At 54.6% G+C, this 12889-nt stretch carries 13 protein-coding genes, 2 tRNA genes and 1 rRNA gene; 4 read left to right on the top strand and 12 right to left on the bottom strand.

Features of this window, described 5'->3' with window-relative positions:
• Positions 1–2: 2 nt before the first annotated feature.
• From AC2TE5_RS04345 to dnaQ, 5 genes are all read right to left on the bottom strand, one after another.
• Positions 3–1085, bottom strand: coding sequence for an ABC transporter ATP-binding protein (locus tag AC2TE5_RS04345; RefSeq protein ID WP_213330820.1), 1083 nt, complete (start codon positions 1083–1085; stop codon positions 3–5).
• On the bottom strand, positions 1082–2095 hold the full coding sequence (locus tag AC2TE5_RS04340; protein ID WP_484612714.1) for an ABC transporter ATP-binding protein: 1014 nt from the start codon (positions 2093–2095) through the stop codon (positions 1082–1084). Before AC2TE5_RS04340 ends, AC2TE5_RS04345 begins: the two co-directional genes overlap by 4 nt.
• A complete protein-coding gene (locus AC2TE5_RS04335; protein WP_023334601.1) occupies positions 2092–2811 on the bottom strand; it encodes a FadR/GntR family transcriptional regulator in 720 nt (239 codons plus the stop codon). The genes AC2TE5_RS04340 and AC2TE5_RS04335 overlap by 4 nt, the downstream gene beginning before the upstream one ends.
• A 377-nt stretch (positions 2812–3188) precedes the next feature.
• A tRNA-Asp gene (locus AC2TE5_RS04330) sits at positions 3189–3265 on the bottom strand.
• A 132-nt stretch (positions 3266–3397) separates the two neighbouring features.
• Positions 3398–4129 (bottom strand): DNA polymerase III subunit epsilon, encoded by a 732-nt coding sequence (gene dnaQ, locus AC2TE5_RS04325; protein WP_029739690.1) that lies wholly within the window; start codon positions 4127–4129, stop codon positions 3398–3400.
• Positions 4130–4193: 64 nt separating this feature from the next.
• On the opposite strand from dnaQ, the gene rnhA reads away from it, so the two are divergent.
• Positions 4194–4661, top strand: coding sequence for a ribonuclease HI (gene rnhA, locus AC2TE5_RS04320; RefSeq protein ID WP_023310485.1), 468 nt, complete (start codon positions 4194–4196; stop codon positions 4659–4661).
• Here the strand turns inward: rnhA and AC2TE5_RS04315 are convergent.
• A complete protein-coding gene (locus AC2TE5_RS04315) occupies positions 4658–5377 on the bottom strand; it encodes a class I SAM-dependent methyltransferase (RefSeq protein ID WP_023310484.1) in 720 nt (239 codons plus the stop codon). The two genes, rnhA and AC2TE5_RS04315, sit on opposite strands and share 4 nt — an antisense overlap.
• Positions 5378–5409: 32 nt before the next feature.
• On the opposite strand from AC2TE5_RS04315, the gene gloB reads away from it, so the two are divergent.
• Both gloB and mltD read left to right on the top strand, forming a co-directional pair.
• Positions 5410–6168: a hydroxyacylglutathione hydrolase gene (gene gloB / locus AC2TE5_RS04310; RefSeq protein WP_484612713.1), complete on the top strand. Its 759-nt coding sequence runs from the start codon at positions 5410–5412 to the stop codon at positions 6166–6168.
• Positions 6169–6236: 68 nt separating this feature from the next.
• On the top strand, positions 6237–7601 hold the full coding sequence (gene mltD / locus AC2TE5_RS04305) for a murein transglycosylase D (protein ID WP_448636933.1): 1365 nt from the start codon (positions 6237–6239) through the stop codon (positions 7599–7601).
• A gap of 52 nt (positions 7602–7653) precedes the next feature.
• Here the strand turns inward: mltD and AC2TE5_RS04300 are convergent, their stop codons facing one another.
• The 3 genes from AC2TE5_RS04300 to AC2TE5_RS04290 all read right to left on the bottom strand — a co-directional run bounded on the left by AC2TE5_RS04300 (position 7654) and on the right by AC2TE5_RS04290 (position 10616).
• Positions 7654–8427, bottom strand: coding sequence for a class I SAM-dependent methyltransferase (locus AC2TE5_RS04300; RefSeq protein WP_484612712.1), 774 nt, complete (start codon positions 8425–8427; stop codon positions 7654–7656).
• A gap of 76 nt (positions 8428–8503) precedes the next feature.
• A complete protein-coding gene (locus AC2TE5_RS04295; protein WP_024909448.1) occupies positions 8504–9304 on the bottom strand; it encodes an endonuclease/exonuclease/phosphatase family protein in 801 nt (266 codons plus the stop codon).
• 136 nt (positions 9305–9440) lie between these two features.
• Positions 9441–10616 carry an MFS transporter gene (locus tag AC2TE5_RS04290; protein ID WP_148244842.1) on the bottom strand — a complete coding sequence of 392 codons (1176 nt, stop codon included), beginning with the start codon at positions 10614–10616 and terminating at the stop codon, positions 9441–9443.
• Positions 10617–10720: 104 nt separating this feature from the next.
• Between AC2TE5_RS04290 and yafC the strand changes: the two genes are divergently transcribed.
• Positions 10721–11626 carry a DNA-binding transcriptional regulator YafC gene (gene yafC, locus AC2TE5_RS04285; protein ID WP_032646938.1) on the top strand — a complete coding sequence of 302 codons (906 nt, stop codon included), beginning with the start codon at positions 10721–10723 and terminating at the stop codon, positions 11624–11626.
• Between the two features lie 29 nt (positions 11627–11655).
• Here the strand turns inward: yafC and dkgB are convergent, their stop codons facing one another.
• From dkgB to rrf, 3 genes are all read right to left on the bottom strand, one after another.
• A complete protein-coding gene (dkgB, locus tag AC2TE5_RS04280) occupies positions 11656–12459 on the bottom strand; it encodes a 2,5-didehydrogluconate reductase DkgB (protein WP_271366801.1) in 804 nt (267 codons plus the stop codon).
• Positions 12460–12619: 160 nt separating this feature from the next.
• Positions 12620–12696, bottom strand: a tRNA-Asp gene (locus tag AC2TE5_RS04275).
• Between the two features lie 56 nt (positions 12697–12752).
• Positions 12753–12868, bottom strand: a 5S ribosomal RNA gene (gene rrf, locus AC2TE5_RS04270).
• Positions 12869–12889: the final 21 nt, after the last annotated feature.

Below are 12889 nucleotides of genomic sequence, written 5' to 3'. Positions count from 1 at the left end.
TATCATGAGTTCCTTGAAGGAAGGGACGAGTGAGTGGCCGCGTGTTCAAACAGCGCGCGGCGGCGCAGAAAAGCGGCGGATGGCGGTGCGATCTGGATAACGCCGCGATCGCGGTTGATCTCCTGCCAGCGATGGCAGGCAACCTGACGCCCGCCGTCGAGCACCTGATTGATCGGCTCGACCTGGCGGCATTCATCGGTAACGTACGGGCAGCGGGTGTGGAAACGGCAGCCGGACGGCGGGCTGGCCGGGTTGGGCAGATCCCCCTGCAGCAGCGGCGCATCTCGCTCAACGCCCGGCTGCATCTGCGGCGCCGAGGCGATCAGCGCCTGGGTATAGGGGTGCAGCGGCGCGTCGAAGATCTCGTCGACGGTGGCAAGCTCGACGATTTGCCCGAGGTACATGACCGCCACGCGGTCGCTCATATGGCGGATCACCGCCAGACCGTGGGCGACAATCACCATCGTCAGCCCAAGCTGATGCTTCAGGCTTTCCAGCAGGTTGACCACCTGCGCCTGAACGGACACGTCCAGCGCGGATACCGGTTCATCCCCCAGCAGCAGCTTCGGTCCCGAGGCCAGCGCGCGCGCAATGCCGATACGCTGGCGCTGCCCGCCGGAAAACTCGTGCGGATAGCGTCCGGCCCAGGCGGCAGGCAGGCCAACGGTTTTAAGCAGCTCGGCAACGCGGTACTGGCGATCCGCCTTTTTCATGTTCTGATGCAGCCACAGCGGCTCACCGACGATCTGCTCCACCGTCATGCGCGGGTTGAGCGAGGCGAAGGGATCCTGAAAAATAATCTGCAGCTCCCGCCGGAGCTGGTTCAGACGGGCACCGGAGGCGTCGGTGATCTCCTCCCCCAGGTAAAACACGCGCCCTTCGCTGGCGGCCAGCAGGCGCAGCAGCAGTCGACCGAGGGTAGATTTCCCGGAGCCGGACTCGCCGACGATCGCCAGCGTTTCGCCCGGCATCACGGCAAGCGAAACGCGATCGACCGCCGTGACAAACCGTGCCGGAGTAAAGAGTTTTTTGGGGCCGGGGAAAAGCTTGCTGAGGTCACGGGCTTCAAGAATGGGCGTGGTCATGCGATTTCTCCCAGGGCAATGTGCTGTTCGAGCGGCACGCGGAAGCAGGCAACCTGATGGCCCGCGCCGAGCGTGGCGAGCTGCGGTTTTTCATCATGGCAGCGCGGCTGCGCAAACGGACAGCGGGTGGCAAAACGGCAGCCTTTCGGCATAGATTCCGGGAGCGGGACCGATCCGGGAATGGTGGAGAGCTGGCCCTTGCGTGCGCCAAGAGAAGGAATCGAGCCCATCAGGCCGATGGTGTACGGGTGCTGCGGGTCGGCGAATATCGCCTCCACGCCCCCCTGCTCCACCACCTGCCCGGCATACATCACGGCGACCTGCTGGGCGACTTCCGCCACCACGCCTAAATCGTGGGTGATCATCAGCACCGCCGTGCCGGTTTCCTCTTTTAAGGTGTTGAGCAAGGCGAGGATTTGCGCCTGGATGGTGACGTCGAGCGCGGTGGTAGGTTCATCAGCAATCAGCAGTTTGGGATGGTTAATCAGCGCCATCGCAATCATCACGCGCTGGCGCATACCGCCGGAAAGCTGGTGGGGATACGCTTTCAGGCGCATCTCTGCCGCCGGGATCTGTACCTTCTCGAGGATCTGCAGCGCGACCTTCATCGCCTCTGCGCGCGAGGCGTTCTGGTGTCGCATAACCGCTTCGCTAAGCTGATCGCCCAGCGTAAACGCCGGATTGAGCGAGGTCATCGGCTCCTGGAAAATCATCGCCAGCTCGCTGCCGCGCAGATCGGCATATTCGCGCGGTGAGAGCTTTCGCAGATCGTGGCGGCGAAACTGCATCTCACCGCTGACAATCTGCGCGCTGGCGGGCAGTAACCCCATCAGCGCCAGTGAAGTGATACTTTTCCCGCAGCCTGACTCCCCCACCAGCGCCAGCGTTTCGCCCGCCCTGACGGTCAGAGAAATACCATCCAGCACGCTAACCGGCGAGCCAGCAAACGTAACGTTGAGGTTTTGCACTCGCAATACGGGCGTGGCGTCCTTAAAGGGTATTGTCGTCATGGCGTGAAGTCGTCCTCGAGGTGGATCGCCTGAATCAGGGCGGTTTGCAGGCTGAGCAGGTGTTCGCGCATGGCGGCCGCGGCTTCATTAGGCTGGCGATGGATAATCGCAGACATGATCTTATGGTGATGGTCGTTATAGCTGTCGACACGTTCGGGGGTGCGCGCCAGCTCGCGCAGATGCTGCCAGCCCGGTTCACGCCGCACGGCATCAATGGCATCAAACAGGCCAAGCATCAGACGGTTGCCCGCCGCCTCGGCAATCGCCCGGTGAAAGGCGCTATCCCAGAGTTCGTTGAGATCGCGGTCATCCGGGCTGACCTTATCGATGCGTTCCAGCATGCGCTGCATGAGCGCGAGGTTTTCCCTGGTGGCACGCAGTGCCGCAAGCCGGGCTAAGCCGGGTTCGAGCTGTAGACGAGCTTCCATCACTTCCAGAAGGTTGGTCTGCTGAACCAATCCCTGAAGGGCCAGCGGTTCAACAGGTGCCGCCGGGCCAATAAAGGTCCCTTTGCCCTGCTTACGCCAGATGCGCCCCTCTTCTTCCAGCACGTCCAGCGCACGACGCACTTCACGTCGTCCTACGCCGAGAGTATCCGACAGCTCACGTTCCGTGGGCAGCGGTATGCCTGGTGTTGACTCATGCTGGTTGATAAGCCCGCGCAGCTGCTCAAGCGCGGTGCTGGAATTTGCCAGAAACCGTGACGGTTTTTCCATATTGGTTCGCTCGCTTTCATCATTGCTTTATTTTTATTAACGATAAGTTATTGATATGGAATGAAGCTTATCGTGCTAATGATTAAGCAATAACCAAACCAATACGCAATTGGTTCGGTGTTTTTTTGGAAAGCGGGAGATAACCAAATGATTCTGCGTGAATTATTTTTACAGAAAGAAACATTCTGACTGAGGTCTGAAGAGAGGTGTGGTGGTGAAATGCACAATATCAGTGCAAATAGCGCACTACAACCGTGCAATTGTTAATTAATTGCACCATGTATATTAACTTTTTGTTAACGGTAGGGGGGATTGAGATTACACAATGCTGAAACGACGAAGGCCTGAATCATTTCTGATTCAGGCCTTCTGAATAGTGGCGGAACGGACGGGACTCGAACCCGCGACCCCCTGCGTGACAGGCAGGTATTCTAACCGACTGAACTACCGCTCCACTGTTCCCGTTTGGGGAACGAGGCGCATATTACGGTGCGCCTCCGATCTCGTCAACGCTTTTTCTCACGTTTTGAATCGTTTGCTGCAAAAATCGCCCAAACGATGATTTTACAGGCATTCCGGCGTTTTTTCAGGCGCGCCACATACAGCTGCCGCCCTTCTTCTGGACCAGATCAAGCCGGGATTCGTGGTTAAGGAGCTCTTCATCACTGGCTAAAACAACCCGCAACCGGCTTGCCTGGCGGACAACACGCTGAATGCCCGCTTCGCCTTGCGTCTGCTGGGATTCATTTTCCATACTGAACTTCATTGACGTCTGCCCGCCGGTCATCGTCAGATAGACATCCGCCAGGATCTGGGCATCGAGCAACGCCCCGTGGAGCGTTCGCTTGGTATTGTCTATCTCGTAGCGCGAGCAGAGCGCATCAAGGCTGTTACGCTTGCCGGGAAACATCTTCCTTGCCAGCGCCAGGCTGTCCGTCACCTTACAGAAGGTGTTCGTCTTCGGGATATCACGATTTAGCTTGCTGAACTCATAATCCATAAAGCCGATATCGAACGATGCGTTATGGATGACAAGCTCGGCGCCCTTGATATATTCCAGGAACTCGTCAGCGACATCAGCAAAAGTCGGCTTATCCAGCAAGAACTCATCGGCGATCCCGTGAACGCCGAACGCTTCCGGATCCACCAGCCGATCGGGTTTGAGGTAGACGTGGAAGTTGTTCCCCGTAAGACGACGGTTCACCACTTCAACGGCGCCGATCTCGATGATCTTATGCCCTTCGTAGTGCGCGCCGATCTGGTTCATACCGGTGGTTTCGGTATCGAGGACAATCTGGCGAGTAATTGCAGTGCTCATAGCGGTCATTTATGTCAGACTTATCGTTTAACTGAACGTTTCGAATACAGGAAGTCTACCAGAGATGCGTAAACAGGTAGAAATTTTCACCGATGGATCTTGTCTCGGTAACCCAGGACCCGGCGGCTACGGCGCGATTATGCGCTATCGCCAGCACGAAAAAACTTTTAGCGAAGGCTATTTTCTGACCACCAACAACCGGATGGAGTTGATGGCGGCCATCGTGGCGCTGGAGGCGTTAAAAGAACATTGTGACGTGGTGTTAAGCACCGACAGCCAGTACGTGCGTCAGGGGATCACCCAGTGGATCCATAACTGGAAAAAACGCGGCTGGAAAACCGCCGATAAGAAGCCGGTCAAGAACGTCGATCTCTGGAAACGTCTTGATGCTGCGCTGGGCCAGCATCAGATTAAGTGGGAGTGGGTTAAAGGCCACGCAGGCCACCCGGAAAACGAACGCTGCGACGAACTGGCGCGTGCTGCGGCATCCAATCCCGCTCATGAAGATGCGGGCTATCAGCCCGACGCCTAATCGGTTTTTTTGTACTGCCGCGTGGCACCCACGGTCTGGCGAATGGGCGTTTTCGACTTGCTCTGCTTCATGGGGTTGAGCGTAAGGGGAATGGTTCGCTTACGCGCGACGATAAACTGCAAACAGCCCAACGCCGGGAGATGGGTGCTCAACACGACGCCCCCCTGCCGCGCCCAGGGCAGCACCTGAAAACCTCCGTAGCAGAGCACCTCAAAGTTCAGCAGCGAAAGCCAGTCGAGCTGGCGCATCATGGTGAACATCCGGCTGTTGTAAGGTGGAGTCCGGCGTAGCACCGGCACCAGCTTACGCAGGCCCATCAGGCTTAGCGGATTGAATCCGCTAAGTACCAGCCAGCCGTCATCAATCAGCACGCGATCGGCTTCGCGAAGCAGACGATGCGGATCGCTGCACCAGGGCAGCGTGTGTGCGAGCAAACACGCATCGACGGATTTTTCCGCAAACGGCAGATGCAACGGGTCTGCTTTTACCTGAACCGGCGATCCGCCGAGAGAGACGTTGACCTGATGCGAGATAGCGCAGCTTTCGGTATTGATTTCCGCGCTGAGATTGCCAATCTTAAGCAGGTGAAAGCCATACATTTTCGCGAGCCAGGGCTTCAGCTGTTGTTCTAACGCTTCGCGATAGTATTCACCCCAGGGCAATTCCGCCCAACGTTCCGGTGCTGCGACAGTCTGAGGTATCCTTGCCGGTTTCATCAAAACACCCGCCACGCTATAAGAGGTAATGTATGAATCTTATCAGTATTCCAGCCTTTGAGGACAATTACATCTGGGTTTTGGTTGACGACGATCGTCGATGCGTCATTGTCGATCCCGGCGAATCGGCCCCTGTTCTGCGCGCCATAAAAGAGAACGGCTGGCAGCCAGAAGCCATTCTGTTGACGCATCACCATCACGATCATACTGGCGGCGTGCCTGAACTGCGCGCTCATTTCCCGCATCTGGTGGTTTACGGACCGGCAGAGGCACAAGATAAGGGCATCACGCAAGTAGTCGAAGAAGGCGAAACTATCCTCATACGCGAGTGGGAGTTTTCCGTATTTGCTACACCAGGTCACACTTTGGGACATCTGTGTTTCTACAGTAAACCTTATCTTTTTTGCGGCGACACGCTGTTCTCCGGAGGCTGCGGAAGACTGTTTGAAGGCACGCCCGCTCAAATGCACCAGTCTTTACAGAAGATTAACGCTCTACCCGACGAAACAATCATTTGTTGCGCCCATGAGTATACATTAGGAAATTTGAAGTTTGCCGTGAGCCTCTTACCGGAGGATCGGGCGATTCAGGATTATTATCACAAAGTGAAGGAGTTACGTGCAAAAAACCAAAAAACACTACCCGTAATTCTGAAAAATGAGCGCCAAATTAATTTATTTTTACGAACAGATGATATTGATTTAATTAATAAAATTAACCAAGAAACAAATTTGCAACAACCAGAACAGCGATTTGCATGGTTAAGGTCAAAGAAAGATAACTTCAGATAATTGCGGGTTGCCTTTTCAAAATTTCGCCGTTATCATCGCTCGTCTTTTAAGCAACTATTGACACACACATGAAGGCAAAAGCGATATTACTCGCCTCTGTCCTGCTTGTAGGTTGCCAGTCGCAAAACGGCAGCAACGTACAACAGCACGCACAGAGCCTTTCTGCAGCTGGTCAAGGGGAAGCAGGGAAGTTTGCAAGTTCGGCGCGCTGGATGGACGATGGAACATCTTTCGCGCAGGATCAAGACTTGTGGACCTCTATTGGCGACGAGCTAAAGATGGGAATTCCGGAAAATACCCGGATTCGCGAACAGAAACAGAAGTATTTAAGTAATAAGAGCTATCTCCACGATGTAACGTTACGGGCAGAGCCGTATATGTACTGGATAGCCGGGCAAGTTAAGAAACGTAACATGCCTATGGAGCTGGTACTCCTACCCATAGTGGAGAGCGCTTTTGACCCACACGCGACGTCTGGCGCCAATGCCGCAGGCATTTGGCAGATCATTCCGAGCACCGGGCGAAACTATGGTCTGAAACAGACCCGTAACTATGATGCGCGTCGCGATGTTGTCGCTTCAACGACAGCCGCTCTCGACATGATGCAACGTCTGAACAAGATGTTTGACGGCGACTGGCTGTTAACGGTCGCAGCGTATAATAGTGGCGAAGGTCGTGTACTGAAGGCAATGAAAGCGAATAAAGCACGGGGTAAATCCACCGATTTTTGGTCGCTCTCACTGCCACAGGAAACAAAGATTTACGTACCGAAAATGCTGGCATTGAGCGATATTCTCAAGAACAGCAAGCGTTACGGTGTACAACTGCCAACACCAGACGAAAGTCGTGCACTGGCGCGTGTTCGCCTCAGCAACCCGGTTGATATTCAACGGGTCGCTGATATGACGGGTATGTCGGTAAGTAAATTGAAAACCTTTAATGCTGGCGTTAAAGGCTCAACCCTGGGGGCAAGTGGCCCGCAGTATGTAATGGTTCCGCAGAAACATGCTGAACAGTTACGTGAGTCTTTAGCTTCTGGTGAAATCGCCGCCGTTCAGTCAACGCTGATCGCGGATGCATCATCAGTTAACAGCCGCAGCTATAAGGTTCGTTCAGGTGATACGCTTTCGGGCATTGCTTCACGTCTTGGCGTGAATGCGAAAGATCTGCAGCAGTGGAATAATCTGCGCAGCTCCGGCTTGAAAGTGGGTCAGACTCTGACGGTAGGTGCAGGTAGCAGCGCACAGCGTCTCGCCAGCAACAGCGATAGCATTACCTATCGCGTGCGCAAGGGTGATTCACTGTCCAGTATCGCAAAACGACACGGCGTAAACATCAAGGATGTGATGCGCTGGAACAATGATACTGACAATCTGAAACCAGGCGACCAGCTGACGCTGTTTGTGAAGAACAGCGCTACGCCAGACTCCTGATAGCACGATCGAAAGATAAAAAGGCACCGATTCCCCTCGGTGCCTTTTTTGTTTATCCCGCTTTTTGGGCTTCAGCCATGATGGTATCGCTGGTAAACGAGCCATCGTCCTGCAGTTCAAAGTATGCCTTTACCTCCTCGGACGCACTCTCCTGATACAGCCTGATCGCCTGGCTTAATGCTTCCGGGGTGCGCATACGCGCGATCCACGAGCTGAACTCCAGCGGTAAGCGGTCTGTAATCAACGCGCGCGCGATCAGTCCCGCTTCAGTAATAAATGACAACCACTCTCCGCTGGCGTAGTTTTGCACGTGCGAGGTATCGCGCAGCGCTTCGACCGTCTGCAGCCAGATATTGCGCACCGGATGTCCAGGGGACATCACATCCATAATAATGAAGACGCCACCCGGCTTCAGAACACGTTTGACTTCGCGTAATGCCTGGCCGACATCATGCCAGTGGTGCGCGGAGTAACGGCTGATAACCACCTCAAACGACGCATCATCAAAAGGTAAGGATTCGGCATAGCCCTGGCGCGTATCAATGTTGTCCAGCCCCTTCGCTTTCGCCGCCTCGGCAACGACGTCCAGCATCTGGCTGGATAAGTCATACGCGGTAACGTGCGCGACCTGCTGCGCAGCCGCAAAGCTGGCATGCCCTGCCCCGCAGCCTAAATCCAGCACGTGCGCCTGCGGGAACGCTGCCAGACGCTCACCGAGACGCACCAGATCGCGGCCAGAGGCATGCACGGCGCTGCTCAGATAGGCACTTGCCTGAGAACCAAACTGTTTTTCTACGTTGTCATGATGGGAGTGTGTTGTTGTCATCGTACTGTCCTTTGTTGGTTAAAAATAAAAGGGCAGCACCCGCGCAGGTCTGCCCCACGGCAGACCTGACACACCATTATTTATCAGGTTTGCCGGGACTGAATTCAACTAGTAGAGGATTGTGATCGGAGGCGCGCGTCACCAGAACAGAGGCGTCATGCACGCTCAAACCACGATAGAAGACAAAATCGAGAGGACGACCAAAGGCTTTTTTGCGCTGGTCATCGCTAAAACGAACTTCACGCAGCGACATTTCGCGCGCAAATCGATACAGCGCATTCATGCGCGGACGACTCCAGGCATTGAAATCGCCTGCCATAATGATGGGGCCGCTGTGATGGGCAATCTGATCGCCAATCGGAAGTAACTGCTTACTGTAGACATCCACGCCCAGGCTGAAATTGACCGCATGGATGTTCACGACCATCAGCATTCGGGTATCCGGCAGCGGATAGACCGTCACCAGCGCCGATTTCGCCAGACGCAGGATAGGCTCACGTTCACGCAGAGGACAGCAATAGACCGGATGTGCTGCTGAAAGTGTCATCACACCTGAGGGGTGTTGTGGCAGGACAAATGCAGGCACCTGGTCGGCGGCAAGATAGTTCGTGGTGGCAAACCGTACCAGCTCAGGGGTAGTTTGCGCCTCCTGGAGCAGAACCAGGTGGGCATCTTTTCCAAAATTCTTGAGTACCGATAACCACTCGGCACGCTGCTGCTTAAAGATATTCCACACCAGTACACGGATTTTCTCATCGCTGCTTAACGGTGTGCCGGCGGGTAATGCCTGGCTTATGCTCGCAAATGACCCCGGAGGCAAGATCCTCTCCGCGGGCATTCCGGCAACATAACGCATAGCATAGGTATTTTTTCGCACTTTTGGAAACAGCCTCTGTAACATGAACCAGCCCGGAAAACGGACTGGTTCTAATGTTATAGGGACTTTAGGTCATACTTTCAACGCAATTTCTGAGAAACCGCTTTCCAGTTTTGTAAGCAAGCACTTACTGATGTTAACCCAGCGCGACGCGAGCAGGTTTATCAAGGCGCCCGCTCAGGCCAATCAGCAGGAAGGCCACCAGGACAATCACGGCGCCAATCCACGGGGTCTGGGTTAACCCAACATGCGCTACGGTTTGTCCGCCAATGATGGAGCCCAGCGCGATGCCAATATTAAATGCGGCAATGTTCAGACCCGATGCCACATCCACCGCATTTGGCGTATAGAGCTCGGCTTTCTGGACAACGTAAACCTGAAGCCCGGGCACATTACCAAAGGCAAAGATCCCCATGACCAGCACCGTGACCAGCGCGGCGTAGTGTACTGAAGCCGTGAACTGGAAAATCATCAGCAGAACAACCAGGGCGGCGAAGATGAATTTCAGCGCCGGTACCGCCCCATGCTTATCTGCAAGCTTGCCGCCCCAGATATTGCCAATGGCAACGGAAATACCGTATCCCAGCAAAATCCAGCTCACGGCATTGGGGGAAAAGCCCGCCAGGTCCTGCATCATCGGCGCCAGGAAGGTAAAAGCGGTGAATACGCCGCCATAGCCCAGTGCCGTAACCGCGTAGATGATCAGCAAACGCGGATGCGTGAGCACCTTCAGCTGATCGCGCAGGCTCGCGCTCGCCCGGCCCGGAATATTCGACGGTACCAGCAGCAGGCTGGTCACCAGGGCGATGACACCCAGCAAGGAGACGGCAAGGAACGTTTCGCGCCAGCCGAAGTGTTGTCCGATAAACGTTCCCAACGGTACGCCCGTAACGAGTGCGACGGTCAGCCCACCAAACATGATCGCAATGGCTGAAGCCGCTTTCTCTTTGGGTACCAGGCTGGTTGCAATAGTGGAACCAATCGAGAAGAAGACACCGTGTGCAAGGCCGGTCAACAGACGGGCAATTACCAGCGTGGTGTAGTCCGGTGCCTGCCAGGCCAGAATGTTGCCGGCGGTGAACAGCACCATCAGCGCGACTAACAGCTGCTTACGTGGGAAGCGTCCGGTCAGGGCCGTCAGGACTGGCGCACCGACGGCGACGCCCAAGGCGTAAATAGACACCAACAGCCCGGCTGAAGGCAACGAGATCGCAAGCTGGTTAGCAATGGTAGGAACCAGTCCCACGATAACAAATTCGGTCGTGCCAATTGCAAAGGCACTGATCGTCAGGGCAAGTAGCGCCAGTGGCATAAAATACTCCGTATCATCAGGATTAAGATGACAGGCAGTATGCGCCAGTGCTTAAATAACAAAAATGGTCAAAATATCAATAGAATTTTGCAGGTGGTGCAACAATGAAAGCAACATCAGAAGAGCTGACAATCTTCGTCGCCGTCGTAGAAAGCGGCAGCTTTAGCCGTGCGGCCGAACAGCTGGGTCAGGCTAATTCGGCCATCAGCCGTTCGGTAAAAAAACTGGAGATGAAGCTTGGGGTGAGTCTGCTCAACCGAACGACGCGACAGCTGAGCCTGACGGAAGAAGGAGAGCGTTACTTCCGCCGCGTGCAGTCGGTACTGCAGGAGATGGCTGCAGCGGAGACGGAGATTATGGAGACCCGAAGCACGCCGCGTGGATTGCTGCGCATTGATGCGGCCACGCCGGTGGTGCTTCACTTTCTGATGCCGCTGATCAAACCTTTCCGCGAGCGCTATCCGGAGATGACGCTCTCGCTGGTCTCCTCAGAGACGTTTATCAACCTCATCGAGCGTAAAGTGGATGTGGCCATCCGCGCGGGAACCCTGACAGATTCAAGCCTGCGTGCCCGACCTCTGTTTGCCAGCTACCGCAAAATTATCGCATCACCAGAGTATATTGCCGAGCATGGTAAACCGGAGACGGTTGAAGAATTGAAGCAGCATCTGTGCCTGGGCTTTACGGAGCCGGTGTCGCTAAACACCTGGCCTGTCGCCTGTCATGATGGTCAACTTCATGAAATTACCTGCGGATTATCCTCAAACAGCGGCGAAACGCTGAAGCAGCTGTGCCTTACCGGGAATGGCATCGCCTGTTTGTCGGATTACATGATTGATAAAGAAATTGCGCGCGGTGAGCTCGTGGAGTTAATGGCCGATAAGCGTCTGCCGGTAGAGATGCCTTTTAGCGCGGTGTATTACAGTGACAGAGCGGTGAGTACGCGCATTCGTGCCTTTATTGACTTCCTGAGTGAACATATAAAAACAGCTCCCGGAGGAGCTGTGTGAGGGTTCAGGTTACAGAGGGTGGGTCAAACTTAATCCCAGTCAGGCGCTAAACCTTCCGGGCTAACCAGACGATCGTTGCACTCCAGTGCTGCGATCGCTTTTTTATCGTCAGCATCCAGATGAAGATCCGTTGCCAACAGGTTGCTGGCCAGGTTTTCACGCTTAGTTGATGATGGGATCACGGCATAACCTTCACCCATTGCCCATGCCAGAATCACCTGCGCAGCAGTGGCGTTATGTTTCTCTGCGATACGCGTAATCACTTCATCTTTCAGTGCCTTACCGTAGGCCAGCGTCATGTATGAGGTGATGTGGATCCCGTGCTGTTTTGCCCAGTCCACGACTTTGCGGTTTTGCAGGTAGGGAGACAGCTCAATCTGGTTGGTCGCAATATTTTCTGCGCCAACAGCGGCAATGGCTTTTTCCATCAGCGGGATGGTGAAGTTGGAGATCCCAATTTCGCGGGTTAAGCCCTGCTTTTTCGCTTCCAGCAGCGCCTGCATGAATTCTTCTACTGAGACGGCATCATTCGGTGATGGCCAGTGGATCAGCGTCAGATCTACGTAGTCAGTACGCAGTTTTTTCAGGCTCTCTTTCAGGCTAGGGATCAGCTTATCTTTGCTGAGATTCTCAATCCAGATTTTCGTGGTGATAAACAGTTCATTACGCGGCACACCACTCTCTTCGAGAGCTTGTCCAACGGCAGCTTCGTTTTCATAGATCTGTGCCGTATCAACTGCACGATAGCCCAGTTCGAGTGCAGTTTTAACTGATGCGATAACAACGTCGTCTTTCAGGCGGAAGGTGCCCAGACCAAATGCAGGGAGAGTCATAATATTCCTCAATCGTTATGTTCGTAAACTGAGGAAGATTATCGCTGGCCTTGTTATAGAGAAAAAGATCGCAAAACGCAGAGGATTTTTGCTAATTTCGCAATAATTAAACGTCAGATAAGAAAAAAGCCCTGAGCGTTAGCTCAGGGCTTTTAATAAGTGGCGGAACGGACGGGACTCGAACCCGCGACCCCCTGCGTGACAGGCAGGTATTCTAACCGACTGAACTACCGCTCCACCGAAGACTGCTTGTAACCACCGGATTTATGCACCGGCTTACTACTTAATTTGATGCCTGGCAGTTCCCTACTCTCACATGGGGAGACCCCACACTACCATCGGCGCTACGGCGTTTCACTTCTGAGTTCGGCATGGGGTCAGGTGGGACCACCGCGCTAAAGCCGCCAGGCAAATTCTGTTAATCTGTATC

It is taken from the genome of Enterobacter sp. N5-15 (genome assembly GCF_057221635.1).
Note: the sequence above shows the minus strand (reverse complement) of the source record. Positions and strands in the feature narration are given on the sequence as shown.